Genomic DNA, 23,863 nt, shown 5'->3' on the forward strand with positions numbered 1-23,863 from the left:
TGTGCGCTTTTTTTTATTTTCCTACCGCTTCTTTCAATTGAGCTGCTTTTTCTTTTGGAGACGCTGCTAAGCTAATCGCGGTAATAATAGAAACGCCATCTGCACCTGCTTCTACTACTTGTTTGGCATTTTCAGGCGTGATGCCACCGATTCCTACAATTGGAAAGTCAATATTCTGGTTTCGCACTTCTTCAATTAATTTTGTACCTTGCACTGCTTTTGCGTCTTTTTTTGTAGAAGTAGGAAAAACCGGTCCCATTCCTACATAATCCGCCCCGTCTTTTATCGCTTGCTGCAGCTCTTGTATATTATGAACAGAGACCCCCACAATTCCTTTTCCTATTTTTTCTCGAACAATATGAGCTTTTTCATCTTCTTGTCCAATATGAACGCCATCTGCTTGTAAACGAATCGCTAAGTCAAGATCATCATTCACAACAAAAGGAACGTTGTGCTGCTGACAAATTTGCTGAAGTTCCTTCGCCAGCTGATATTTCGCTTCTCCTGTTAGGGCACCTTCGCCTTTTTCACGAAATTGAAACACGGTAACGCCGCCTTCAATTGCTTCTTTCAACACTTCTTTCGGATCTTTTGTACAGTTATTGCTGCCCATTATAAAATAAACTTGCAGCAGCTTTTTGATTTCTTCGTTTGTCATTTTCCGGCTCCTTTTAACGTTGATGTACTCTTGCATATGATTCAATATCCTGCCCAGATAAAAGATGAAGCTGATTTAACAGCTCAATTTGAAAGCTCCCCGGCCCTTCTTCACTTTTTTTCGCTGCGGCGATTTCACCTGCCACTCCGTAAAAACTTAAAGCAGCAACGCTTGCCTCGACATATTCTTTTTCTACAGCAGCGAAAGCTCCTATAATTGATGTTAACAGACATCCAGTACCCGTCACTTTCGTAAATAACGGGTGGCCGTTGTCTACTGTATACGTTGTGTTTCCATCCGTGATTACATCTTGTTTACCCGTAATAACAATCACTGTATCTAATTTGTTCGCTGCTTTCTCAGCAAGTTCAATGACGTCTCCTTGCCCTTCTAATGAATCAACGCCTTTAATGAGCCATGACTCGCCTACTACGTTCGCAACTTCAGCAGCGTTACCGCGAATCACGGCAATATTTAATTCTTCTACAAGCTGACGTGCTACTTCTGTACGAAAAGGTGTCGCTCCCGCTCCTACAGGATCGAAAATAATCGGCACGCCGTTTTCATTTGCTGATTTTCCTGCTATTCTCATCGCTTCTACTTCTTGAGCCGTCAGTGTACCCATATTTAAGACAAGCGCTCCGGCGATTCGAGCCATGTCAGCCACTTCTTCCTTCGCATACGCCATAACAGGTGACGCTCCTAGAGCAAGCAGTCCATTTGCTGTAAAATTGGTTACCACAACATTCGTAATATTATGAACAAGCGGACTTGTATCTCTTACTTTTTCTAATTGAGCTGAAATTTTACTAATATCCATGTTCTCTCACTCTTTTCATTTAGTTTTAACACTGCAAAAAAAGACAAAAAAGCACTTTGCGCATGCAAGGTGCTTTGGTATGTACTCACATTCCCTGCGCTGGCATTATCCAACAGGTTCAAATGGTCAACAGGCGCCCCTGTACTCTCAGCCTGCCCCGCGCAAGCTCCCATACTATTCTTGTTACGTTTAAAGTTTACTATTAACTTTTTTTATTTGCAACCATTTCACTGTTTTGCCGATAAAATAAAGCTTCACTATAGGCTGAGTGGTATTGTAAATCTTATAGCTTTACTAAAAGCAGCAGTAAAAGATCTCCAGTAAGCTACTGGAGGTCTTCTATCCCTTAAAAATTCTATCATTTTTTCCTTTTCGTTATTTCTCTTGAATCGCTTGATTTCTCACAGCTGCTTTTCGGTCCTTCCCTGCTCTTAAAGATAAAAGAAAACAAAGCAGCAGTACAAGTGCAGCTGATACGTACGGATAATTAATGTTTATATCAAAGAGAAAGCCTGCTACAACGGGTCCCATAATATTCCCCAGACTTGTATAAGCAGAGTTTAGTCCGGCTACATACCCTTGGTCGTCTTGTGCCATCATCGACATTTGCGTGCTGATTGCCGGACGTAAAATATCTGTTGCTAAAAAGACGATAAATGTCACAACAATAATAAGCCAGTACGTGTGCACAAATAGCGTAAGTAAAATAAAAAGTCCCGTCATCATCAAGCAAAACGAAATCACTCTTTTTTCACCAAACTTATTTAAAATCCAGCCAAAAATCGTAACCTGCACTACAGCCCCTGCAATAGAGCCAAACGTAATAACAAACGCAATATCTTTTGGCGTAAAGCTAAATTTATGATCCACAAATAGTGAAAAGATCGTTTCATAATTGGATAATCCAAACGATGTCACAAAAACGATAATTAAACTTAAAAAATAAGGTTCTTTATAGGAATTCATAAGCTGCAGCAGCAGCCGATCTTCTTTTGGATTCTCATTATTTGAAACAGCATGATTTTGTACAGGACGAGACTCTGGCAAAACAAAAAGCGTAATCACTGCAGCCAAGCCTCCTGCTACTGCGGCCATATAAAACGGTACGCGCATACCGTATTCAGCTAAAAAGCCTCCGATACCGGGCCCGATAATAAATCCTGTTGTAATCGCCGCCGTCACATAGCCCATTCCTTTAGCGCGTTCTTTAGCAGACGTCACGTCCGCTGTATAGGCCATAACAGCAGGCATAATAAGCGCGGCCCCGACCCCGCCTAGCATTCTGGATACAAATAATAAAAGAGGTATACTCACTGAACCAAAGAACCATTCAGACAAGGCAAAAACAATCATTCCCGCTACAATAATTTTCTTTCTTCCTAATGAATCTGATAACCGCCCCGCTAAAGGTGAAAACAGAAATTGAGTTAGTGAAAACACCGCTACTAAAAGCCCCATCACGCTGCCGTTGATATGAAGCTCCGTCATATATGTTGGCATAATTGGAATAACGAGACCGATTCCCGTAAAGATAATAAAGATATTTAGCATGAGCAGCAAAATCGCCGCTCGATTTCTTAACAATAATGACATATAAACCTCCTGGTTACAAAAATACTGAACGTTCGGTCTATAAAAACACAAAATAATGAGGGATTACTCATTACCGCAATAAGCATCCCCGATTATTTAAGAAGACCTTGCTATAATTCCGTTTAAAAATACATCGATTGCGGAACGGTAAAGCTGCAGGGCATTTTCCGTACTCATTTTTCGAGACATGCGGCTCATTCCAACAAACAGCCCTTCTAAAACCACTGCAAGCTGCTCTGCATTTTTATGAGAAAACTCGCCTTCATCGATGCCTTGTTGCAAAAGTTCGCGGTTAAACTCCACGTGTCGTTTCACCATCTCATCAATTCGCTCTTCGATGTCGCTGCCCTTTTCTTCGTTGTTAAAAAACTCATCGGCAGCTTTCGTAAGAGGATGATTCAAATCATCTAAAATGATTTGCTCCGCTATTCCAAAAAGCTTATCTCTTGTTGTTTTGTAAAGAGACTCTCTTTCTCTCCAGTTTCGTTCCCACTCAAGATCCCATTCGTCTATTAAATAAAGAAAAAGCCCTTCTTTACTTTTAAAGTGATAATAAATATTCCCTTTACTGCTTCCCGTAGCTTCTACAATTTCCTCAATAGATGTAGCTTTATAGCCTTTTTGAGAAAACAATGCCTTAGCGGCATCTGCCACTTTTCTTTTGGTTTGTTCACTTTGAAGCTTTTTTTTATTCAAGCTATTTCCACCGCCCCGTACATTAATTATTTATACTGAACATTCGTTTTGTATTATCTGACACCTATACTACATAGGAAAAACCTTTTTGTCTAGTGAGAAAACCTAGTTTATACCTTTTTATATGAATCATGACCAAAACAAAGCCTTTTAAAAAAGCTTTGCCTAAAAAGCTTACTTGCTAACAGGATAAATGACAGCTGCTTGTCCCTACTGTTTGCATACAAATACAAAAATCATCTGCGCCTTCTTTCCCGTCTTTTAATCATTCAATTTCTTTGTCATAAATACACTGTATGGATCTTCTTTGTAGGTGGAAAACGGGTCGCACTCGTAAAATCCAAAACTGGCGTATAGCTTTCTAGCCGGTTCAAAAGGGGGTGCGGATCCTGTTTCTAAGCTTAAGCGTCGGTACCCTCGTTTTTTTGCTTCATTTATTATGTACTGCAGCAGCTCTCTAGCAATTCCTTTCCGCAAATGGGCGGTAGCTGTTCGCATCGATTTAATTTCTCCGTGATGCTCATCTAGCTCTTTTATAGCCCCGCACCCTGCTAGCTGACTTCCTTCCCACACGCTCCAAAACGTAATATCACGCTGTTTTAAACTTTCAATATCTAGAGCATGAATACTTTCAGGGGGCGAATGTAAGTTCATTCCTTGAAGGTGAGAACTTACTAGTTCAATAACTTCATCTTTCGTTAAATGGTCTCTTTTTATTGTAATCATCTTCTCTTCCTTCCTGCTACTAAGGGGTGGTCAACTACAAACCGACTTATGAATAAATTCACTGTCGACCTTTAAAAATCCTTTTATACACTCCCTTCTTTTTCTCCAGTTATTAAAACAGACTTTGCCAAGCAGATGTTTCATACATTGTTAAACGGAGGTGAAATTCGTTGAAGAAAGCTTTATTTTGTCTTGTCCCTCTTTTGTTTTTATTATCCGCCTGCTTTAGTGATCCTGTTCAAGATGATTTAATCGATTATAACAATCAAGATTTAAAAAAAGCCGCTCAGCTTGAAAAAGAAGCGATTGACGCATACGATTCTGTTACAGGCGCTAACTACACAAGTGACGCTGTTATGTACGATACGATGACGAGTGAAGTCATTCCTACCTATCGTAAATTTGTTGACGAACTGGAAAACATCGATGTAGAAACCGACGATCTTCGAAAGGTTCATGAAGGCTATATAAAGGCTGCCAATACCCAGTATAATGCTTTTATTAAAATTGTCAGCGCTTTGGAAAAGCAGGACCGCAACCTTATTGCTGAGGCAAACGCTATGCTTGATGAGGCACGAAAAGGCATACGCGATTACAATGCAGCTATTAAAAAGCTGGCTAAAGAACATGATGTGAAAATTGAAGAACCAAAAACACAGCGAGAAAACAGCCTATAGTTTTGATGCAAAAAGAAGGTCTCTAAAAATAGTAAGAGACCTTCTTTCGTATGCTGTTTCAATTTCTCCACGTTCGTGCGATAAATGAAGAAGAGTATTAGGAAATATTGCTTAACGATGCATAATAAGAGGCAATAATTTCTTCATCTGAGTGCGGAATTTCGTTGCCTTTTACAAGCTGAGCGCCGTTAATACAGCCGCTTGTGAGTAAAATAATATCATTCGGCTTTCCTAAAGAAAGAGACTTTAATACTCCTTCTGTTCGAGTAGGGGCACGGTGAATATTACTTGCGCTTGGATTTGAAAAACCCGTCATTACTTGATCTACAATTACGTTCGGATCATGGTGACCTGGATGATCAACAGTTACGACAATTTCATCTGCTTTCCCTTCAATGACACGCGCCATTTTAGGCATTTTATTAAAATCTCGAATACCGATCCCTGCAATCATGACAATTAGCTGGTTATACTCCATCTTTTTTACTTCTTCTACTAAACGCGTAAGAGCAACAGGCGTATGGGCATAGTCTAAAATCACTTTTTGGTTATTAGGACCTTCTATCACTTGAAAGCGCCCTTCTGGACTTTCCAATTGAGGAAGCACGCTAATAATATCCTCAATGTGGTATTCAAAGTGAAGAGCTGTACCAATGGCTGCTAGCACGTTAGCAATGTTGTAATCGCCATATACAGACACTGCTACTTTGTATGACTGTCCTTTATACAGTAAATCAAAGAAAGAGCCCCCTTCTTTGACAGTAATATTTTTTGCTTGCAGAGTGGCCTCCGCATTATTTAATAAGCTATACATGACTTTAGGTCCTTCAAATAGCCTACTTAAGTCTTTACCCATGTCCTGATCATCTATATTAATAACGGCATGTTTGGCCTGTTGAAATAATTTCATCTTGCATTTTTTATAGTGCTCAAACGTTTTATGATACTCCAGATGCTCTTCTGAAAGATTTGTGTGAATGGCTACATCAAAATAAATATTTTCTACTCGCTGCTGATCAATCGCAATTGAAGATACTTCCATCACTGCCGCTTCATCGCCTCTTGTATACAAATCATAAAAAATTTTATGCAAGTCTACCGATTCAGGTGTTGTAGGCGTACTTTTTTTATAAACTAACTTCTTCTTTGATGACCAAATGCCGGTCGTGCCAATCGATCCTGTCGGCAATTCTAAAAGGGTTAAAAGCGACCTTACGTAAGCTGCTACGGTTGTTTTACCATTTGTGCCTGTAACGCCAATTGTCTCAATTTTTTCATCCGTATAATCAAAATACATTTTAGAAAAAGACGCCATTACTTTGCGAACGTCGTCAACAGCTAAAAACGTACAGTGAGAATACTGAGTGCTCAAAAGACGCAGCTCCTCAATGCTTGTCCCAAAGACTGCTACGGCTCCTCTAGCTATAGCTTCTTTAATATATTGATGTCCATCTTCATTTTCACCTTTTATACTAAAAAATACTGATCCGGCGTGAACCTGCTTTGAATGATATGTGAGATGGTTGATCGTTTGAGATGCAGGCCCAAAAATATGTTTAATTGATAAGTTCATTAATGTATCAAAGTGGATGTTCATAGCTATTCCTCACAGTGTATAAATTTTGTTTTTAATATGTTCTAAAATCCCTTAAATACTCTTTGAAGGATATTTTTTCTTTATTTCCATTTATAAAGAACTTTCTACAATTCAATCTTTTTATTTTGCTTTCATGTGTAGAACAAAAATAAAGAAAAGACGGATCACTATTTTTCAAAACTAAAAGTATGTAAAATATGGATGGACTGTGTATATCATACCAGCAGCAAAAACGAAGGATTGTAGTAAAATATTCCCTCTACACGTGCAAAACGAAACCATTCTTTAAAATAATTTCATAGATTAAGTTGAATCATGATAAATACTTGAACGTGGGGTAAGAAAGATTACTGTATTGATCAGTGCCTCCCTTTGCAAAATAACAAAGAAAACATCATAATAAAAGATGCGCATAACAGCGTGAATGACTCTGTTTTGAAAGGATGGACTACAGCAAATGACGCGTTCTCTTTTAGCGATTGAACCACTTCCTCTTTTATTTTACCAACAGCCTACACTTGAATTAGCTCAGTCGCTGTTAGGATGTCTTCTTGTTCACGAAACGGCAGAAGGAACTGCATCTGGTTTTATTGTAGAAACTGAGGCTTATAAAGGGCCTTTCGACCGAGCAGCTCATAGCTTTAATAACCGGCGCACAAAAAGAACGGAGGTAATGTTCGGCCCTCCTGGTCATGCCTATACGCATACAATGCATACACATTGTTTACTCAATGTTGTAAGCAGCGACATCGATTGTCCAGAAGGCGTCCTCATCCGAGCTATTGAGCCATTTAGCGGAAAAAATTTGATGAAACATAGACGTCGAGGGATGGAAAATGAAATAAATTGGACAAACGGTCCTGGGAAACTAACAAAAGCACTAGGGGTTTCAATGGATTTGTACGGTCATGATTTAACCAGCCCTCCTCTTTATATTGCTCGTGGCTTCACTCCTTCAGAGATTTCCGCCGGACCTCGCGTTGGCATTGATAATTCAGGTGAAGCGAAGGATTACCCTTGGCGCTTTTGGGTTGCCAATCACCCGTTTGTATCGAAATTCAGGTAAACAAAAGGCGAATTGATTTATTAACGAAAATAAAAGAAGCACCTCTTTTTAGAGATGCTTCTTTTTGCTTACGCCCACCACATTTGTGAGGGAGTTTCTTCAATTAATACACTTTGTAAGTTTGTAACCGCGCGTTTAAATCCTTCTTCAATCGACATGATTGGATCTTCGTGCTCAATGCTGACTACATAATCGTATCCGTATGTGCGAAGTGCACTCATCATATCAGACCACTCTTTTACATCATGTCCGCATCCTACGGATCTAAACGTCCATGCACGCGTTTGGACTTCTCCATATGGCTGCATATCCGTCAGGCCGTACATGTTAATATTATCCTGGTCCAAGTACGTATCCTTTGCATGGAAATGATGAATCGCATTTTCTTTTGCTAAAATTTTAATAGCTCCTACCGGATCAATTCCTTGCCACCATAAATGACTTGGATCAAGGTTAGCGCCAATCGCTGGACTTGTTTTTTCTCGAAGCTTTAGGAGCGTATACGGAGTATGAACTAAAAATCCGCCGTGAAGTTCTAAACCAATTTTCACATTATGCTCCTCCGCTAGTTCTCCAATTTCTTTCCAATAAGGAACAAGCTTATTTTCCCATTGCCAATTCAATACGTCTCCATACTCGTTAGGCCAAGGAGTAACAGGCCAGTTTGGGTACTTCGCTTCTTCGTGATCTCCAGCTGTTCCAGAGAAACAGTTAACCACTGGAACAGCTACTAATGATGCTAGTTGAATGGTCTTGCGAAGCGTTTCGTCAGATTCTTTTGCAAAACTTGCCTCAGGTGAAATAGGATTGCCGTGGCAGCTAAATGCGCTGATTGTAAGTCCGCGGTCTTTTATCTGCTTCATATATGCTTCTCTTTTTTCTTCATCTTCAAGCAGCTCATCTAGCGGACAATGGCTGTTTCCCGGATAGCCGCCCGTTCCGATTTCAACAGCATGAAGACCTGCTGCTTTTACTTTATCTAACATCTCTTCAAAAGAAAGATCCGCAAATAAGACCGTGAATACTCCAAGTTTCATTTTAATTTCCCCCTGTGCGATATATTTCGTCAATAATAGCGGAGACTTGAAGCGCTTCTTGTGGCTTTACCACTAATTCAGCATTTCCTTTACACGCTTCAACGAAATTTTTAGCCTGACTTAAGCTGTAATCATCTTCTCCATCTATCCATGGTGACGTGCTGTTCATGAGCATACCGTTTTTAGACGTGTATAGTTCAAACGGAAACAAGCTTAAGCCGCCCTCTACCCCTGATATGCTTACGTGCTCTTCATCATCTGCGATATTAGCAGCCCAAGAAGTTTCTAAAAGAAGCGACGCTCCATTTTCAAATTTAATATAGGCCGTTACATGATCATCCACGCTGAATGATTCATGATCAAATGTTCCCCATTGATTTAATTGGTTAGGCGTTTTACTCAGGTCATTATATGTACTTCCCAATACTTCAGTATGCTTTGGATTTCCCATTAGCCAAAGCGTTAAATCAAGCAAATGGCAGCCGTAATCAATTAAACTGCCTCCTCCTTGAAGATCTTTGTTCGTAAATACCCCCCAGCCGGGAACCTTTCGGCGACGCATTGCTCTGACACGTGCAACTAATGGTCGACCTACCTCTGTCATCATTTTTTTCGCAGCCTGCGCTTCTTTCATGAATCGGTAATGATAGGCAATCGCTAACTGCTTACCTGATTCTCTAGCAGCAGCAAGCATTTCTTCACCTTGCTCTTTAGACATCGCCATTGGCTTTTCACATAGGACGTGAACGCCTGCTTTTAGCGCTTCTACTGCAAACTCGGCGTGAAATTTATTGGGTGTACAAATACATACAGCATCCACTTCTTTAAACATATCTTTGTAATCAACAAATACGTGAGGGATATTATGCTCATTGGCTACCTCTGTGGCTCTTTCACTATTAATATCGCTAAGCCCCCAAATCACACATTCATCACCCAGTTGTTTGAATGCCGGGATATGCCTGCTTACAGCAATCCCTCCTGCTCCGATTATGCCAATTCTCACGTTTTTCACCTCTTACACGCGCGTAATTTGTTTCGTTTGACTTGATTTTAAAGCTGCTAAAATAACAGCAAGTGATTTTAATCCTTCTTCACCAGGAACAGGAGATTCTTTATCTTCTGCAACTGCATCTACAAATTGTTCAATGACGTGAGAATTACTTTGTCCGCCTTCATCGTTCGACTGGATTTTTCCTAATTCATAGTTCACCACTTCACCGGTTGCATATTGTGCAACTAATGAATACGTCGGATCGTCTTCTAAACGAAGAATTCCTTTCTCTCCGTAAACAATCGTGGAGTTATCTTCTTTTCCATTGTAAGCCCAGCTTGCCGCAAGCGTCCCGATAATCCCGCTTTCCGTTTTTAATACGCACACAGCATTGTCGTCTACATTTGCAAAGTCTTTTGCATTGCTTTCCACAAATGCACCGACTTCTACAATTTCTTCACTCAATATGTAGCGAAGCATATCGGTTTTATGAACGCCTAAATCACCCATAGCACCAATAAACGCTTCGTCTTTTTTGAAGAACCAGCTGTCTTTTCCGTCCACGCTCCACCCTTCAGGGCCACCGTGGCCAAAAGCCGTACGGAAACTATAAATTTTACCGATTTCCCCGTTTTCAATAAGCTCACGAGCTTTTTGATGAGAAGCTACAAAGCGCTGATTATGTCCGATCATTAGTTTTTTACCGTTTGTTTTTGCTGCTTCAATCATTGCTTTCGCTTCTTCTTCTGATGTTGCCATCGGCTTTTCACACAGAACATGAACTCCGCTGTTTAACGCTGCAACCGAAATAGGCGCATGAAGATAATTGGGCGTACATACGCTCACTGCTTCCACTGTACCGCTTGCTAAAAGTTCTTCATAGCTTGTATACGCTTTTACACCGTACTGCTGTGCTACACTGTTTGCACGTTCTGTGTTTATATCGCAAACGGCTACTAATTCTACTTGTTCATTCATCTTATATTCTGGTAAGTGACGGTGTTGCGCAATGCTTCCGCACCCAATAACGCCAATTTTTACTTTTGCCATCTTTCCTATCCCCTTTGCTTAAGCATTATTAATTAGTTTTTAACAGCGATTGATTCAAGCGGTTGCGCATTGCCGTAAACAGGACGTTTTCTCTCTGCTGGCTTCGCCCATTTAATAGCATTCATAATGACACGCTGAATGTCTTTGTTATGGTATGTTGGATATGTTTCATGTCCAGGTCTGAAATAAAATACTTTTCCGTTTCCGCGTTTGTACGTGCAGCCGCTTCTGAAAATTTCTCCGCCTTCAAACCAGCTCGTGAAAATCAGTTCATCAGGTGCTGGAATATCAAAGTGCTCTCCGTACATTTCTTCGCGCTCCAGCTCGATAAATTCACCAATACCTTCCACAATCGGATGGCTCGGTTCTACTACCCACAAGCGCTCTTTTTCATCTGCTTCACGCCATTTTAAGTCGCAGCTTGTGCCCATTAACGTTTTAAAAATCTTAGAAAAGTGACCTGAATGTAAGACAATAAGCCCCATACCATCCAGCACGCGCTGCTTTACTTTCTCAACGATGTCGTCTTTTACTTCGTCATGCGCTAAATGACCCCACCATACTAAAACATCCGTTTGATTTAATACTTCTTCAGTCAACCCGTGTTCTACTTCGTCTAATGTTGCTGTGTGCGTGCGAAACCCTCCTTCTTCTAAAAAAGAAGCGATGGCACCGTGGATGCCTTCAGAGTAAATTTCTCTTACAACTGGATTTTTCTGTTCATGACGATTTTCATTCCATACTGTAACGTTAATCATTTTCATATCCCCTTTTTTTGTGAATGCTAACTTATATCCCCTTTTTTGATAAATGCTAAACTTTGGTTAACCGGTTAACTTACTGTGGTTCACCCGCGCCTAGCAGTCGAATCTCGAATAATAAGTTCAACCGATAATTTTACATGTTGCAGCGTGCTGAAACGGTGTTCAATTGCTTGAATAACAGATGTCGCGGCGACGACTCCTTTGTTAAATACATCTTGACGAATGGTTGTTAGACTTGGAGATGCATAGCTACTAAAGGTTATGTCATCAAACCCTACGATTGAGTATTCCTGCGGAATTTTTTTCCCCTTTTCTTGCAGTGCTTTCATAATTCCAAGCGCCAGCGTATCAGAGGATGCAAAAACCGCCCGAATATCCTTATGATCTTGCAGCAGCTTGTTTCCTAAATTGTAACCGTTATCAAACGAACTTTCGTTCACTTCAAAAACAAACGTCTTTGATGGTGTAATGCCCGCTTCTTTTAATGCTTTCTCGTAGCCTATATACCTCTTTTTATCCACTGGACTGTTGACGAGGTGATGAGCAACAAAGGCAATTTCTTTGTGCCCCAAACTCACTAAATGTGTTGTAGCTAGATATCCTCCATACTCATCGTCTACAGAAATATGATGATAATCACGTTCGTACCTTTCGTATGTATCTACTAGCACAATCGGGTTCGATAACGCTTTCATTTTCTCATACAATCGATGCGGGAAGGCTCCTAAAAATAGAAGACCATCAATATTTCTCGTTCGAATCCATTTTAGGCAATCAGCGGGGCTACTCACTCCAGATATGACTAGATCATAACCATGCTTACGGATTACATATTCAATTCCACTAATCATTTCACTGTAATAATGGTTATCTTTAAATATAGTAGAAAGTGAATCATCTGTAAGCGGGAACATTACGCCAATCATATTTGACTTTTGTTTCGAAAGACTAACGGCGGTTAAATTTGGTTCGTAGTTTAATTCTTTTACCGCTGTTAAAATTCGCTCTTTTGTTTCATCGGATACTTTGTTAATTCCGTTTAAGACGTAAGATACTGAAGCTGCAGATACTCCTGCATGCTTTGCTACATCACGAATCGTTATCTTTTCTCCCATAAAATCTCTCCAGTTAAACGGTTAACTATTTACTCGTTCATTATAATTCACTCCTTTATTATCAGTCAACGTATTTTTCAAATTATCTGTTAACTATTATAATATCTTCCTAGATTGGTATGTTTTAAGCAGTGACAACACGTATTGACACCTGTTAATCTTTGAAACGTACATATAAAGTTCGGTGCACAGCACGCACCGATCCGTGATAAAAGGGGCGTTCAAAAGGATTTCAGGAGGTACTTACTTTATGTTTAAGAAACTAGCAATTATTGGAGCACTAGCAGTTCCTATGTTCGGCATGAGTCACGGGGCAAATGCCGCTGAAACAACCCATCGCGTAAAAGCCGGAGAGACTCTTTACAAGATTGGCGCTGAATACGGCGTTACGGTTAAACAGTTAAAAGAAGCGAATCACAAATCTACCGACTCTATTAATGCAAATGAAACATTAACAATCCCTAACTCTATTAGCGAAAGCGATAAAGAATTGTTAGCTCGCCTTGTACAAGCTGAAGCAAAAGGCGAACCTTACGCTGGCAAAGTGGCTGTAGCAACAGTCGTTTTAAACCGCGTGGATAGCGATTCTTTCCCAAACTCTATTCATGATGTCATTTATCAGGGCACACAGTTTACACCTGTACAAAACGGTGAAATTAATAAAGCAGCGGATGCCGAAGCAAAAAAAGCTGTAAATGAAGCACTAGCGTTTAGGGGGCAAGGAAAAGGTTCGTTATTCTTCTTTAATCCAGATAAAACAAGCGACCAATGGCTTCGTCAAAAACAGGTTACGATTACAATCGGAAATCACGTTTTTGCAAAATAAACAAAAAAAGCACTCAGATGAGTGCTTTTTTTAATATGCAACAAGTAAGCTTAATAGAACAGCTATAATAATAATAGGCAATACGTATTTAACTAGAAAGAACCATGCGTTAAATAATTTAGCACCTTTTGTACTTCCTGAAATAAACTCTTCATACACGGCTTCTTTTTTCATTTTAAATGTCACAAAAATTGCAATGGCTAAACTTCCAAGAGGCAGCATTAAGTTGCTCACAAAAAAGTCAGCTACGTCAAATATACTTCTGCCAAAAAGTGAGACGTGTTTTAGCACACCAAACGAAAGCGCTGATGGAATACCTACTACAAACACAAGAATCCCTGATAAAGAAGCGTAGCGAGTTCGTTTTGTCTGATCATCTTTGGTTAAAGCAGCTACGATAATTTCCAGCAGTGAAAAAGCAGACGTAAGCGTAGCAAATAGAAATAAAATTAAAAACAGTGCTAAAAAGACGGTACCAAACGGCATTTTCTGAAATACTGTTGGCAAGACCACAAACAAAAGTCCAGGTCCTTCAGTTGGCTTTAATCCAAACGAAAAAACGGCTGGAAAAATAGCCAAGCCCGCCAGTAGCGAAACAAACAAGTTCAAAATAGCAATGGTGCCCGCTGAACGCGTCAAGCTTACTTTTTTTCCTAAATAAGAGCTATATGTCACCATGCAGGATAATCCCACGCAAAGCGAGAAAAACGACTGACCGAGCGCATAGAGCACAGATGACCCTGTAATGGCTGAAAAATCGGGTTTTAAAAAGAACTTTACTCCGTCCATTGCCCCATCTAACGTTAAAGAACGCACCACGATAATGATAAAACAGATAAATAACAGCGGCATCATGTATTTATTAGCACGCTCTATTCCTTTCTGTACGCCTTTTGAAATAACAAACACTGTAATTAATAAAAACAGCGCCTGTGCACCTAATACTACATAAGGTTGGCTAATGACGGCATTGAACAACGGACCGTACTCTTTTCCGCTTAGCATACCGGTTACGCTCATAATCGTATATAAAATCACCCAGCCGCCAACGACGCTGTAAAAGGAAAGCAAAACGACACAGCTCAGTACTCCAAGCCTGCCAATCCATACCCAAGCGGATTTTGGAGCAATTGCCTTATAAGCACTAATCGCTTCTTTTCCCGTATGTCTTCCAATGATAAATTCTGCCAACAGAAGCGGCAATCCAATAAAAATCGTAAATAAAATAAACAACGCAAAAAATGCTCCACCGCCACTGGTTCCCGTTACGTATGGAAACTTCCATATCGCTCCTAGACCAATTGCTGCCCCAGCAGATGCTAAAATAAAACCGAGGCGTGAAGACCACTGATTTCCTTTACTCATATAATGTTACTCTCTCCTCTTCTAAACTCAAAACTCACCTGATTAGTACTGTACCATAAATGCAGAAGAAAATCATTCCCGTTTTACTTTTTTCTATAAAACGATATCTATATAGAATAGAAAAAATGAAGAAGCAGCTGCTTCTTCATTTTAAGTTTGATGTTTCTATTCAAAAATCATTCTCTGTACGATGATTCGTCTCCACGATAGGCTTCTTGATTTGATATTTCTTCAATATGCATATGCCCTTCCCTCTCTAAACGAAGAACTGTACGCTCTGCATCTTCATAGCTCTCGCATGTCACTTGTTTATATTCCATATCATCTTTATCTGTGTAAGCAACTAAATATGTTTCCATTTTAACTCCTCCTATATAACCTATATGTAACGTATTTTGCCTTTTTCGTTTATTTCTAAACATATAGGCTCCAAACATAATGCCTAGCATACTATAATAGCGGAACTTCAATTTAAAAAGTTGAATTTTTCATTATGCACCGATGCAACATGGAGGTTACGCTTATGACATTTATTTTATCATTCGTACCAATTGTTGTTCCTTTTGGTATTTTAATTAGCTTAATTGCTTTTACAGCTGCTTTTTTACAATCAAAAGAGCATCATAAGAAGCTCTAGCTTATAAAAGCTAGAGCTTCTTTTTAAAAACGTCTATAGCGTTTAACCAGCCCCACAATAATAGCAATTGCTATTAATACAACGGAAATGATGACAGTAATGACAATTAGCTGATTTCCACTTTGCTTCACTGCAATAGCAATATAAGCCCAAATAAAAACAAGCGGATAAACAGCGTCTCGGTTTTTTAATGTAAACATAATGCCTAGCGCAGCCCCTACCAGCAGCATAATAATCGTCCATGCTAACTCGTTTAGGCCAAGCAAGCGTTGTATTCCATTTGCTTGAAATACGACAAACACATTAACAATAGTTGCAACAGAAATCCATCCAAGATAAAGAGAAATCGGCAGACGCATAAACCATGTCGTCATCCGAGAATGCTGAATAACGGAATACACAATCATTAATGTACCTAAAATCAAGAGTATGACTAAAAGTGATAACTTATAGTAATCGTTTTGGAAAATAAAGATCCACGCACTATTTAACAAACAGTTTAGAAAAAACCAAATGCCGATACGTGCGTATATTTCCTTTTGATCTTCTCTTGCAAAAAATTGACGTATAACCCAAATAGTTAATAATAAATAAATAACGCCCCAGATAGCAAAGGCATAACCGGCTGGTGTAAACAACGTAGGAACTTGCGCAGAAGCTTCTCCCGTTGTTTTTCCTCCTATTGGAATGGCATTTGCTAAATAATTCACAAGTAGTGTAATAGCCAAGCATACTGCATTTAATACAGCATACAAACGAAATTTTGCCATTTTGTTCTCTCCTTTCTTCTATTTATATGGGAATATTCCGGAGACGAAAACGGCTCTTCCCTTCATTAATACCTCTTCTCCCCTAAAAATATGCATTTTTAAACAAAAATGATTAAAAATAGCTTCAAGAAGCTACCTCTTTAAGAGATAAAAACGGTTAGAGAACAATTTTCCGTAACGCTTTCTATTTTTCAGAATATATGGTAAGTTAAACATAGACTAATAGGAAGTCCACTAGGGGTGCCCACCGGCTGAGACAAGTTTTCTTGATCCCTTTGAACCTGATCTGGCTCATACCAGCGTAGGAAAGTGGCAATGTTCAGTTTTGTACTGTCCTTTGCCACTCCGTTTATAAAACGGAGTGTTTTTTATTTCCTTTATGTGCTTGTTTGTGACTTCCTCATATTAAAGGAGGATTTTGATGTCATTTTCATCTCAATTAAGACAAGAAGCAAACTATATTTACGAAGCTATTTTTAACCACCCTTTTATTAAAGGAATTGCTGAAGGAAACGTGCCAAAAGAAGCGCTTATTCACTACGTTTCTCAAGACTACGAATACTTAACAGCATTTGTCCGCATTTACGGCGCTGCTTTAACAAAATGCCGCACGCGTACCGAAATGGAAGCCTTTAATGCCGGCATTTCTACGGTTTTACATAGTGAAGTACACCCCCATAATAATTTTTGTGAAGTAGCAGGCGTACGCTACGAAGACCTCCACACTGAGGCTCTTTCACCAACGGCCAGCCACTACATTAACCATATGACAAGCGTTGCGCATACAGGCAGCTTAGCGGAAATCATTGCCGTGCTTCTTCCATGTCCATGGACGTACGTTGAAATTGGCCAGCGCATTACAGAACAAGTAAATCCATCTCCTTCTCATCCTTTTTATGAATGGATTCAGTTTTATAATAATGAAGAAATGAATAGCACAACACAATGGTTTTGTAACAAGCTTGATGAATTTGCCGAACAAGCGACTGAAGAAGAACGTAATCGTATGAAAGATCACTTCATCAAAAGCTGTGAACTGGAGTATTTATTTTGGGAAATGGCGTATACGCAGGAAAAATGGCCGCTTTCTCAGCTTTCACTTTCAAAATAACGAAAAAGCCTCCTATCAGGAGGCTTTTTATTTCAATAATTTTTTAATCATTTTCAAGTTTTGTTTCTCTGAAGGATAGCGGAATGAAAAATCAAACTTGGTTGTTTGAGCCAGCATGCTTTTAAAATGAGAAAATGTCTGAAAGCTGTCTTTTCCATGATATTGACCCGTACCGCTTTCTCCTACTCCGCCAAAGGGTAAATATGGCGTAGCGATATGCATAAGCGTATCATTTATACAGCCTCCTCCAAATGAAAGACGCTCCGTTATGACGTTTTGTACATCTTCATTTTCTGTAAACAAGTAAAGAGCGAGCGGCTTAGCTTTTTCTTGAACTTTATGAATAACTTCGTCTAGCGTTTCGTATTCAATCATAGGAAGAATCGGCCCAAAAATTTCTTCTTGCATAACATCTGATGTCCAGCTTACTTCACTTAATACCGTAGGTTCTATTGTAAGCGTGCTTTTATTGTACCCGCCTCCAACTGTAGCGTTTCCGTCTTTTAAAAACTCAACTAGCCGTGTAAAATGGCGCTCACTGACAATACGGCCGTAGCGGTCGCTTTCGAGCGGATTACTGCCATAAAATTGATAAATCGCTTCGCGAAGTTTCTCTACCAGCTGCGCTTTTACCTTTTTATGCACGAGCAAATAATCAGGAGCAACACACGTTTGGCCTGCATTCATTCCTTTACCAAACATAATTCGCTTCGCTGCAAGATCTAGGTTTGCATCTTCATGTACAATGCACGGACTTTTCCCTCCTAGCTCAAGCGTGACGGGAATAAGCTGCTTCCCTGCTTCTTGCATAATAATTTTCCCTACATTTACACTTCCCGTAAAAAAAATATAATCAAGCGGCTGTTTTAAAAGCAGGCTTGTGGTTTCTACAGCTCCTTCAATCACCGTCACAAATGCTGGATCAAAAGCCTCAGCTAGTAATTCTTGTATAACGCGAGATACGCTAGGCGTTAATTCAGAAGGCTTAATAATGGCCGTGTTCCCAGCGGCAATAGCTCCTACTAAAGGGGACAGCGCTAATTGAAACGGATAGTTCCACGGAGCAATAATTAACGCGACTCCATACGGTTCAGGAACAATTTTTCCTTTAGAGCCCACGTGTGTTAAAGCAGTTTTTACTTTTTTAGGCTTCATCCATTTTGCTAAATGCTTAAGCGTAAATCGAATTTCCTCTAGTAAAATCCCAATTTCCGACGTGTAGGCCTCTACTTCAGATTTATTTAAATCTTGTTTTAAAGCATCCATAATTCTCTGCTCGTTTTGTTTGACTGCGTCTCTTAGCTTATTCAGCGCTTGAATACGGCTGTTGATACTCTTTGTTTGTTGCGCATAGAAATACTGCTTTTGTGTAGAGACCATATGTTCAATGACCGTTTCATCTGTGATATAGAATCGCTCGTGGTTCATCTCTTTCATCTCCCTATAAACATTCGGCTTCAACTGTAGCAAGCAAGCTTTTTAATAGCTCAACTGCCTCACTTAAAGCTAATGAATAATATCTCTGCGTTCCTTTTTGCTCAATTTGCACAAGCTTTTGATCGCGTAAAATTTTCAAATGATGAGAAATTGCTGGTCTTGATAGCGTAGACTCATTTGCAATTTCATTAACGGTTAAAGGCTCTTTTTCGGCGAGCAGCAAAATAATATCTTGTCTTGCTGAATCACTTAGAGCCTGAAAAATAGGAATGCTGGCACGAAATAACTCGACTGCTTTTTCACTCATGTATATTCTCCTTTATTTAATTTCTTGTGTTCTTCGGACAACGGATGTAAGCCACTTTCTTGGCACGAAGCGCGGGATGAACGTAGCAAGACGAAACTGTACCCCTGGTACGATAACCGTCTGCCCTTTCATAAATTTTTTATAGCCAACTTTCGTTACTGTTTCTACATCCATTGCACCGCTTTGAAAAAGCTTGGAGTTGCTTAGCTGGGCTCGGTCGCTAAAACCAGTTTTAGTTGGACCCGGGCATAGAGCACTTACCGTTACATTGGTACCTCTTAATTCATTTTCAAGGGCCTCTGTGAAAGATAATACGTACGCTTTTGTTGCGTAATATACCGTCATAAGCGGTCCCGGCATAAATGCAGCAACAGATGCAATGTTTAAAATTTTTCCGCGATTTCTTTTGACCATATCTGGCAAAAATAATTTTGTTAAATGAGTTAATGCTCGAATATTTAAATCAATCATGTTTAACTCTTCGTCTAAAGCTGTTTCAATAAATTTGCCGTATAGTCCAAAACCGGCATTGTTCACTAAATAATCAACGTGCATTTTTTTATTTTTAAGTTCTTCATATAATGACTGTATCTCTTCTTCTCTTGATAAATCCTTAACAACCGTTATGGCTTCAATATTATAAGTAGACTTTAAATTCTCTCCAATAGCTGCTAGTGTATCAGCGCTTCTGGCAACTAAAATTACAGGATGCCCATCCTTTGCGAATTGATAAGCTAACTCTTTACCTATTCCTCCCGACGCACCGGTGATGAGCGCATAATGCTGTGCCATAGTGTTCACTCCTTATGTTTAAATGTTCAAGAACTTAAACATTTAAACATATCTTATAGGATTCATTTTTTCCCGTCAACTGTTTTCTATACTCTCCTTTTCTTTTGTGTTTTCCATTTTTGCCATTTGCGCATTTCTGTACATTTTTTTACAAAATATGCGTTTTCTTTACATAGAAGGCTAATGTCGTCTAGTTTTGACAACCTTTGTCACCTAGCAGGAAAACAAGTGAAGATATGGTGAATACAACATACAACAAATAATCCATTACATAGTTGGATGAAAATAGATAAGGGAGGAAATGAAAAATGATGGAGACATATACAATAAAAAAAGTAAGTGACCAATTAGAGGTAGAAAAGAAAACGCTAAAACAATGGGAAAAATTATTGGGCAGCTATTTAACAATTGAACGAGTAGATGGGGCCCGTGTCTATACAGAGGAACAAATTGAATTATTTAATGATATTAAACAGCTGTTTGATGAACAGTGTACGTTAGATGAAGTGAAAGAATATGTTCAGCTGCTGATAAAGGAACAAGAAGAGCAGGAACATTTAGTGATGGAATCAGAGGCAGCGGTTTCAAAAGAAGAAGAACCAGCAAAGTTGAAAACTGCTAAAAAAGAAAACGTCATTGATTTTCAAGAACACTCCAATAAACAAATGAAGCAAGAAAAGAAAAAAGCTGCTGAAAAGCAGGAAAGCATTTCAGAGAATAAGCAAGAAAAGACCCCTCCTATACCTGAAGCACGATTAGCTACTGAAGAAGAAAAGCAGGCTATTTCTGCTTCTATTGAAGAACCAAAACCAAACGACCTTGTCGTGAATGAAAAAGAGCTGCTTCAAGGGGAACTAGTAGAAGCTGTTCGCCGCTATGAAGATGTGTTTGAAGTGCTTGATACGTTTAAAGCTGATTTGTTAAAAGAAATGCGAGAAGGAATGCGAAATGAAGTTCGGGAAGAAATTGTCGGAGAAGTAAAAAAAGAGCTTGAAAAAAGTGCTACTCAAACTGTAGAAATGGTGGAGTCGGTCGGGGCATATATCTCTGAGTCTTCAGAACGCAGCGCAAGAGATGTAGAAAATATGTCTAAAAAAATTATCCGTTCTAACGAAAAGTCGTTTGATGAGGTCACTTCTTTGATTGAAGATTATTCAACAATTGCTGAAGAAAAAACAGAGGATATGCGCCTGTTCATGAAAGATGTAATGGAGAATGCGGATGAATCCTCTAAAGAAATGCAGTATTTATTAGACCGATTCTCAAGCAATTCTACCGTTGCGATGAATCAAGTAAAATTTATGGTTGAAAAATTAAATAATTCTTCAACTAATACGACAGAAGAGCTTCGTGATTTAATTGATTCGATGAATGAAGAACGAGTCTATTATTTAAAAGAAATGGAGAAAGAACGTAAGCTTCATCGTCAAAGCGTAGCTGAACGCGAAGAAATGTTTAGTGATTTTGTCCAAACCTTTAGACAAACCGCCGCTGCTGATATGAAGCGAAAACGGAAGTGGTGGAAGCTGTTTCTCTCCTGAAAACACCGGCCCTATGGTAATAGGGCCGGTGTTTTTTGATGGTATAAACACTAGTAGTTTGTCTGGACGAAACGTTAAGGTAACCTATGCTGATGAGACGTTATACTTTGAAAAACATGATAGCCGCTTACCGATACGCCTATAGTTCCTGCTCCCGGAAACACTGTATCTCCGCACAGCCACAGCCCTTGTAAGCCAGATCGATGCGAAATGCTGTTGAACAAAGCATGATCTAACGTTTGCGGAAAGCCTCCCACTCCGCCGTTTGGGCGAGAAGTGAACCTTTCCCATGCTTTAGGAGCGCCTGAAATTTGATGCTCTGCTTCTTCAATGTTAGGAATGATGGTTTTAATTCCTGCTATCATTTTTTTCTCAAGAACTTGTTTTTGAACATCATAATCTTCTTTGTTACGCCACTTGCTAAGCTCAATGTGAGTAGACGCTGTAATTGTACGCTTGCCTTCCGGCGCACGAAAACGATCATCAGGATGAGATACGGAGATAAATAAATGATTTCCTTCCGTCATCTCGCCTTGTTCGGATTGAAGCACTTGCTGAAACAACTCTACCTTCTGTGGCAAATCACCTTCATCAATCGCAACATACATCGAAAACGTTCCCCACTGAGAAAGCTCGCTTTTTTCTTTGGCCCGCTTATGGATATGTTGGTAATCTTCATCATGCAGTAAAGACTTTAGGCTTTGAATTGGCGCGTTGCATACAACGTCTGAAGCACGGTAGCGGTTACCTCTATGATCATGCACTATCCACTCATCGTTATCACGCTCTATTTTTACTACTTTCCTTCCTAGAGTCGTTTTCCCTCCGTTGGCTTTAATAGATTTTTGCAGCGCTTCTGCGACTTTGTATAAGCCACCGTTCACATAGAAAGCTCCTTCGTGATAAATATCCAACGCTAGACATCCGATAAGCATTGAACAGTTCTCACTCGTTGTCTGCATGCTGTCTATTAATTGACCATCAATAAAATGAAGAAAGTCCGTTTCGTCTAGCAAACTGTGTTTTTTTAGTAAATGACTAAACGATCGATAAAAATAAGGTAATAACTTCACAGACCCAAGATTTAACGAACTTACCAGCCTACTCCACTCGCCGATTGTCTGAGGAGGAAGAACCGGCAGCGGCCGCATGAGCTTGCGAATTTCTTTTGCAACTCTAAAAATACTTTCATAGAAGCTCCTAATATTCTTCGCTTTATGAGGAAATTGTTTTTGAAGATAGGAAATATGCTGATACCGGTCTTGATAATAAATCAGTGCACGATGAGGAAGATGCACGTTCATAATTTTTTCAAGAGGAATCTTTTCAATTTCCAGATCAAGGTACGTGCTGATTCGCTCATGTATCCCTCCGCGCTCAAATCCCATTCCAAGCGTCGTTCCAACAGGAAATGTATAAAGATGGCGCTGAAATTTCCCGGCACAGCCTCCCCACTCTCGAGAAGCTTCTAAAACCGTCACTTCATAGCCATGTTTAGATAAAAGCGCTCCCGCTGTTAACCCACCTATTCCTCCGCCTATTACAACAACTTGCTTATGCATATTTTCACCTTCTTTAGCTCCTTTCTTCTATTGTGCAAAAAAAAGAAGCTCACCGCAATTTAGAAGCGGCTCGTTACGGCAATAAAAAAGCCGTGAATGATCTCACAGCCTTTTGACTTATTTCGTAATCACTCCACAAACAATTCGATCTCCTGAGTTTCCTGAAGGATCCGTTGTGTAATCGTCTACTTTGTCATGTATCACTAGTGCCGATCCATCCATATCCATAAGAGAATTCGGCTTTCCTTCTTGCAGCGTGACAAGAGAAGCAAAAATTTCGGTATCTACTTTTCCATTTGGCGCAACTTCTAGGTTGGGCAAGTCACCTGCATGCGGGCCTTTTGTATTTTTAAAGCCATGTTCACGTTTAAAAGGATTAAAATGGGCCCCTGCTGTTTTAAAATCCGGCACCTCACATTTTCCTATTTCATGAATATGAAATCCATGTCTCCCAGGTGAAAGTCCTTGAGCATTCAGTTTAATTTGCACACCGTTCTTTGCTTCTGTCAGCGTAGCCTCTCCTACTTTTTTACCTGACGTATTCGTTAAATCCACTTTAACAGGTTCTACCGATACTTCGCTTGTTTCTTTCGCTTCCTCTGCTTTCAAATGGTTTTCATGAGCGTTATTTTGCTCTTTTACCATACTGCATGCTCCCAGCAGTAATAAAATAAAGACCACGCATCCGTTCATTATCCACTTTTGCATCCGTGATTCCTCCT

Annotated in this window: 24 protein-coding genes and 2 riboswitches; of the genes, 5 read left to right on the forward strand and 19 right to left on the reverse strand. The window is 39.6% G+C overall.

All coding sequences use genetic code 11. The features are described 5' to 3' along the window. Positions 1 to 13 precede the first annotated feature (13 nt). From thiE to SB717_RS12580, 5 genes are all read right to left on the reverse strand, one after another. Complete coding sequence (gene thiE, locus SB717_RS12560; RefSeq protein ID WP_029715064.1) at positions 14 to 658, reverse strand: thiamine phosphate synthase; 645 nt, start codon at positions 656 to 658, stop codon at positions 14 to 16. Between the two features lie 13 nt (positions 659 to 671). Next, positions 672 to 1,478, reverse strand: coding sequence for a hydroxyethylthiazole kinase (gene thiM / locus SB717_RS12565; protein WP_410903834.1), 807 nt, complete (start codon positions 1,476 to 1,478; stop codon positions 672 to 674). A gap of 74 nt (positions 1,479 to 1,552) precedes the next feature. Continuing rightward, positions 1,553 to 1,661: riboswitch (TPP riboswitch) on the reverse strand. 192 nt (positions 1,662 to 1,853) lie between these two features. Beyond that, positions 1,854 to 3,071: an MFS transporter gene (locus SB717_RS12570; RefSeq protein ID WP_410903835.1), complete on the reverse strand. Its 1,218-nt coding sequence runs from the start codon at positions 3,069 to 3,071 to the stop codon at positions 1,854 to 1,856. A 96-nt stretch (positions 3,072 to 3,167) separates the two neighbouring features. Next, entirely contained in the window at positions 3,168 to 3,767 is a 600-nt protein-coding gene (locus tag SB717_RS12575; protein WP_410903836.1) for a TetR/AcrR family transcriptional regulator, read from the reverse strand. Between the two features lie 261 nt (positions 3,768 to 4,028). Continuing rightward, positions 4,029 to 4,493, reverse strand: coding sequence for a GNAT family N-acetyltransferase (locus SB717_RS12580; RefSeq protein ID WP_074681527.1), 465 nt, complete (start codon positions 4,491 to 4,493; stop codon positions 4,029 to 4,031). Positions 4,494 to 4,663: 170 nt separating this feature from the next. On the opposite strand from SB717_RS12580, the gene SB717_RS12585 reads away from it, so the two are divergent. Further along, on the forward strand, positions 4,664 to 5,170 hold the full coding sequence (locus tag SB717_RS12585) for a hypothetical protein (RefSeq protein ID WP_410903837.1): 507 nt from the start codon (positions 4,664 to 4,666) through the stop codon (positions 5,168 to 5,170). A 97-nt stretch (positions 5,171 to 5,267) separates the two neighbouring features. Here the strand turns inward: SB717_RS12585 and SB717_RS12590 are convergent, their stop codons facing one another. After that, positions 5,268 to 6,767, reverse strand: a complete 1,500-nt coding sequence (locus SB717_RS12590) for a UDP-N-acetylmuramoyl-L-alanyl-D-glutamate--2,6-diaminopimelate ligase (RefSeq protein WP_410903838.1) — start codon at positions 6,765 to 6,767, stop codon at positions 5,268 to 5,270. Positions 6,768 to 7,224: 457 nt separating this feature from the next. Between SB717_RS12590 and SB717_RS12595 the strand changes: the two genes are divergently transcribed. Then, positions 7,225 to 7,833: a DNA-3-methyladenine glycosylase gene (locus tag SB717_RS12595; protein WP_182005516.1), complete on the forward strand. Its 609-nt coding sequence runs from the start codon at positions 7,225 to 7,227 to the stop codon at positions 7,831 to 7,833. 68 nt (positions 7,834 to 7,901) lie between these two features. Here the strand turns inward: SB717_RS12595 and SB717_RS12600 are convergent, their stop codons facing one another. The 5 genes from SB717_RS12600 to SB717_RS12620 form a co-directional block, all read right to left on the reverse strand. Next, positions 7,902 to 8,870, reverse strand: a complete 969-nt coding sequence (locus SB717_RS12600; RefSeq protein WP_074681533.1) for a sugar phosphate isomerase/epimerase family protein — start codon at positions 8,868 to 8,870, stop codon at positions 7,902 to 7,904. Between the two features lies 1 nt (position 8,871). Then, complete coding sequence (locus SB717_RS12605; protein WP_410903839.1) at positions 8,872 to 9,876, reverse strand: Gfo/Idh/MocA family protein; 1,005 nt, start codon at positions 9,874 to 9,876, stop codon at positions 8,872 to 8,874. 12 nt (positions 9,877 to 9,888) lie between these two features. Next, complete coding sequence (locus SB717_RS12610) at positions 9,889 to 10,914, reverse strand: Gfo/Idh/MocA family protein (protein ID WP_074681537.1); 1,026 nt, start codon at positions 10,912 to 10,914, stop codon at positions 9,889 to 9,891. A 32-nt stretch (positions 10,915 to 10,946) separates the two neighbouring features. Next, a complete protein-coding gene (locus SB717_RS12615; protein ID WP_028413517.1) occupies positions 10,947 to 11,672 on the reverse strand; it encodes a ThuA domain-containing protein in 726 nt (241 codons plus the stop codon). A gap of 89 nt (positions 11,673 to 11,761) precedes the next feature. Continuing rightward, positions 11,762 to 12,793 carry a LacI family DNA-binding transcriptional regulator gene (locus tag SB717_RS12620; protein ID WP_182005521.1) on the reverse strand — a complete coding sequence of 344 codons (1,032 nt, stop codon included), beginning with the start codon at positions 12,791 to 12,793 and terminating at the stop codon, positions 11,762 to 11,764. 250 nt (positions 12,794 to 13,043) lie between these two features. On the opposite strand from SB717_RS12620, the gene SB717_RS12625 reads away from it, so the two are divergent. Continuing rightward, on the forward strand, positions 13,044 to 13,619 hold the full coding sequence (locus tag SB717_RS12625; protein ID WP_028408694.1) for a cell wall hydrolase: 576 nt from the start codon (positions 13,044 to 13,046) through the stop codon (positions 13,617 to 13,619). A gap of 30 nt (positions 13,620 to 13,649) precedes the next feature. Here the strand turns inward: SB717_RS12625 and SB717_RS12630 are convergent, their stop codons facing one another. From SB717_RS12630 to SB717_RS12640, 3 genes are all read right to left on the reverse strand, one after another. Next, on the reverse strand, positions 13,650 to 14,984 hold the full coding sequence (locus SB717_RS12630) for a sodium-dependent transporter (RefSeq protein WP_410903840.1): 1,335 nt from the start codon (positions 14,982 to 14,984) through the stop codon (positions 13,650 to 13,652). 176 nt (positions 14,985 to 15,160) lie between these two features. Next, complete coding sequence (locus SB717_RS12635; protein WP_013056847.1) at positions 15,161 to 15,343, reverse strand: hypothetical protein; 183 nt, start codon at positions 15,341 to 15,343, stop codon at positions 15,161 to 15,163. Positions 15,344 to 15,644: 301 nt separating this feature from the next. Next, entirely contained in the window at positions 15,645 to 16,391 is a 747-nt protein-coding gene (locus SB717_RS12640; protein WP_410903841.1) for a tryptophan-rich sensory protein, read from the reverse strand. A gap of 226 nt (positions 16,392 to 16,617) precedes the next feature. After that, positions 16,618 to 16,716: riboswitch (TPP riboswitch) on the forward strand. Positions 16,717 to 16,812: 96 nt separating this feature from the next. Here SB717_RS12640 and tenA point away from each other — a divergent pair. Continuing rightward, the gene (gene tenA / locus SB717_RS12645) at positions 16,813 to 17,502 is read left to right on the forward strand and encodes a thiaminase II (RefSeq protein WP_410903842.1); all 690 of its coding nucleotides are present in this window, start codon (positions 16,813 to 16,815) and stop codon (positions 17,500 to 17,502) included. A gap of 27 nt (positions 17,503 to 17,529) precedes the next feature. Here tenA and SB717_RS12650 read toward each other — a convergent pair whose 3' ends face one another. From SB717_RS12650 to SB717_RS12660, 3 genes are read right to left on the reverse strand one after another with little or no spacing between them, the layout of a single operon-like run. Continuing rightward, positions 17,530 to 18,930, reverse strand: a complete 1,401-nt coding sequence (locus SB717_RS12650; RefSeq protein WP_410903843.1) for an aldehyde dehydrogenase — start codon at positions 18,928 to 18,930, stop codon at positions 17,530 to 17,532. 13 nt (positions 18,931 to 18,943) lie between these two features. Beyond that, positions 18,944 to 19,246: an ArsR/SmtB family transcription factor gene (locus SB717_RS12655; protein ID WP_029715041.1), complete on the reverse strand. Its 303-nt coding sequence runs from the start codon at positions 19,244 to 19,246 to the stop codon at positions 18,944 to 18,946. 12 nt (positions 19,247 to 19,258) lie between these two features. Next, positions 19,259 to 20,038, reverse strand: coding sequence for an SDR family NAD(P)-dependent oxidoreductase (locus tag SB717_RS12660; protein WP_029715042.1), 780 nt, complete (start codon positions 20,036 to 20,038; stop codon positions 19,259 to 19,261). Positions 20,039 to 20,346: 308 nt separating this feature from the next. Here SB717_RS12660 and SB717_RS12665 point away from each other — a divergent pair, with 308 nt between their 5' ends. Beyond that, entirely contained in the window at positions 20,347 to 21,579 is a 1,233-nt protein-coding gene (locus SB717_RS12665) for a helix-turn-helix domain-containing protein (RefSeq protein ID WP_028413525.1), read from the forward strand. 74 nt (positions 21,580 to 21,653) lie between these two features. On the opposite strand, the gene SB717_RS12670 is transcribed toward SB717_RS12665, so the two are convergent. Further along, a complete protein-coding gene (locus SB717_RS12670) occupies positions 21,654 to 23,141 on the reverse strand; it encodes an FAD-dependent oxidoreductase (protein ID WP_410903844.1) in 1,488 nt (495 codons plus the stop codon). A 117-nt stretch (positions 23,142 to 23,258) separates the two neighbouring features. Beyond that, complete coding sequence (locus SB717_RS12675) at positions 23,259 to 23,849, reverse strand: superoxide dismutase family protein (protein ID WP_074681552.1); 591 nt, start codon at positions 23,847 to 23,849, stop codon at positions 23,259 to 23,261. Between the last annotated feature and the right edge of the window lie 14 nt (positions 23,850 to 23,863).

The sequence above is a fragment of the Priestia sp. SIMBA_032 genome, assembly GCF_046535215.1.
GTDB lineage: Bacteria > Bacillota > Bacilli > Bacillales > Bacillaceae_H > Priestia > Priestia aryabhattai.